Below are 2,002 nucleotides of genomic sequence, written 5' to 3'. Positions count from 1 at the left end.
AAAAAGCAGGGTGCAGATGACGTCATCTTTGTAACCGATGACCGCCGCATCCTTGAAGGAGCTACCAGCTCGGTCATCGTGGCGCGGGTAAACAACGGGGTTAAGACTCTGCTCACCCCCGAACCTAACCACGGGATTCTGCCCGGCACTACTCAGGGGGCAATTTTCAAGGCAGCGCAGAAAAACGGCTGGGCGCTAGGATTCGGGCCGCTCTATCCCCAGGATTTGTATGAGGCAGACGGCGTATGGCTAGCATCCTCTGTTCGTCTACTTGCACCGGTGACCCACCTCAACGGCAATCCCCTACGGCACAACGAGGAGTTCACCGCCGAGCTCTTGGACTACCTCGCCCAGGGGTAGCTTTTCAGGTTCGCTTACTGCCACATCCACAGCAGGGTACCGGCAGTGGCCGATAGACCTATGCCTGCCGCACAAATAGCGAGCGCCCCCACGAAAAACCACAAGTCAGCTCGGCTATAGGTAGGCACTCGCGCCCATGTTCGTTTGCCGGATCCGAATCCGCGCGCCTCCATTGTGGTCGCTAACCGGGTTCCTCTGCGAATTGCCTGAACTAAGAGCGCGAAAGTTTGCCCTACCAGTGTTTTGAGCCGTTGCCACAGGCTATCTTGAGAGCCCAGACCGCGAGCGCGTCGGGCTTGCCCCAGTACGTTCCATTCGCTCATCATGAGACCCACGAGTCGCAAGGAGGCGAGCGCTGCCAGCACAAATCGCGCGGGCAATTTTGCGGTCTGTGCTAGGGAATCGGCGATGTCGGTGGGGTCGGTGGTGGTAATCAGCATGAGGCCGGGAAGCGCTAGAGCTAGCCCGCGCAGGGCAAGAGTTACACCCACCGTTAAAGAATCTGTCGTAATCCAGAGAACGCCCCAGTGAATCAGAGTTTCTCCGGTTTTTTCGACGAGCAATGAGGTAGACCAGCCCGAGAGTAGCGCGGCAAACAGAATAGGCCAGAAGGTGCCCAGCAGTTTGAGGGGGTTCAGCCCTAACAATCTGAGGGCAACCAGTTCAAGCAAGAAAATCGAGCCAACGCTCACCCAGTCTTTAACGAGTAGTAGCCCGATAGTCATCAAAAGGGTTGCCAGAAGTTTGACGCCGGCGTTGAGCTGTCCCAGCCGCCCGGTACGGGCTGGAGCTGGTGCGAATAAGTCCGTGGACGAGAGTAAAGGTGCGCTCACAGTGCCCTCCTTGATGTGGCGTCCGTCGAAACTCGATGTGTTGAGTCAAGAACGAACGTTCGTCCACCTACAGCTCGCACAAAATCAAGATCGTGGGTCACTGAAATGACCGCCACCGATTCATCGAGCAACTCGCGAATTAGAAGAACTAGCTCTTTCCAAGTATTAGCGTCTTGGCCAAACGTAGGTTCATCAAGAACCAGGACGCGTGGAGCACTAGCCAACGCCGTGGCAACCGAGAGCCGACGTTTTTCACCGCCAGATAATGTGAAAGGGTTTGCGCTCTCCACATGTTTAAGCCGCAGCCGCTCTAGCAATTCTTCGACGCGCACGTGTAACTGCGTTTCATCCACAGGTTGTCTACGAGAACGGGCAATATGACGGGGTCCAAACTCTAGTTCTTCCCGTACGGTGGATCGGATGAACTGCTGTTCGGGTTCCTGAAATACCAGCCCAATACGGGAGGCGAGATCCGCCGGTTTCCATGAGGCTATATCGCTTCTCAGGGCTGGATCTTTCATATCTACGCCCTGGCTCAGTTCAGGACTTGCTGTCAGTTCACCCGCCACCGGCAGGAGCAACCCGGCAAGGGTGAGTGCAAAAGTTGATTTACCGGAGCCGTTAGGCCCCAAGATTCCCAGGTGTTCACCAGCTCGTACCTGAACGCTGAGATTCTGGGCAACCGGTTGCAAGCCAAGATGAGGTGAGCGACCAGCTAGCAAATCTGCGCGCCGATTTTTGATGATGCGGCGGGAAGGGTTCTGCCGGGTCACGGCAATTTTCTCCGCCGTAATCAATACATCACCGGC

3 protein-coding genes are annotated in these 2,002 nt (G+C 56.1%); 1 reads left to right on the top strand and 2 read right to left on the bottom strand.

The window, feature by feature from the left end; genetic code table 11:
* The coding region (locus A7E48_RS01940) for an aminotransferase class IV (RefSeq protein ID WP_198924109.1) at positions 1-360 on the top strand (360 nt) is incomplete at its 5' end.
* 14 nt (positions 361-374) lie between these two features.
* Here A7E48_RS01940 and A7E48_RS01935 read toward each other — a convergent pair.
* Together A7E48_RS01935 and A7E48_RS01930 are read right to left on the bottom strand one after the other, a co-directional pair.
* Entirely contained in the window at positions 375-1,193 is an 819-nt protein-coding gene (locus A7E48_RS01935) for an energy-coupling factor transporter transmembrane protein EcfT (protein ID WP_233125939.1), read from the bottom strand.
* A partial coding sequence (locus A7E48_RS01930; protein WP_141669343.1) for an ABC transporter ATP-binding protein occupies positions 1,190-2,002 on the bottom strand: 813 nt, incomplete at its 5' end. The genes A7E48_RS01930 and A7E48_RS01935, both read right to left, overlap by 4 nt.

This window comes from Rothia sp. ND6WE1A (assembly GCF_001683935.1).
GTDB classification, from domain to species: Bacteria; Actinomycetota; Actinomycetes; order Actinomycetales; family Micrococcaceae; genus Rothia; species Rothia amarae.
The sequence above is the reverse complement of the archived record's forward strand: the minus strand, read 5'-3'. Positions and strand labels throughout refer to the sequence as shown.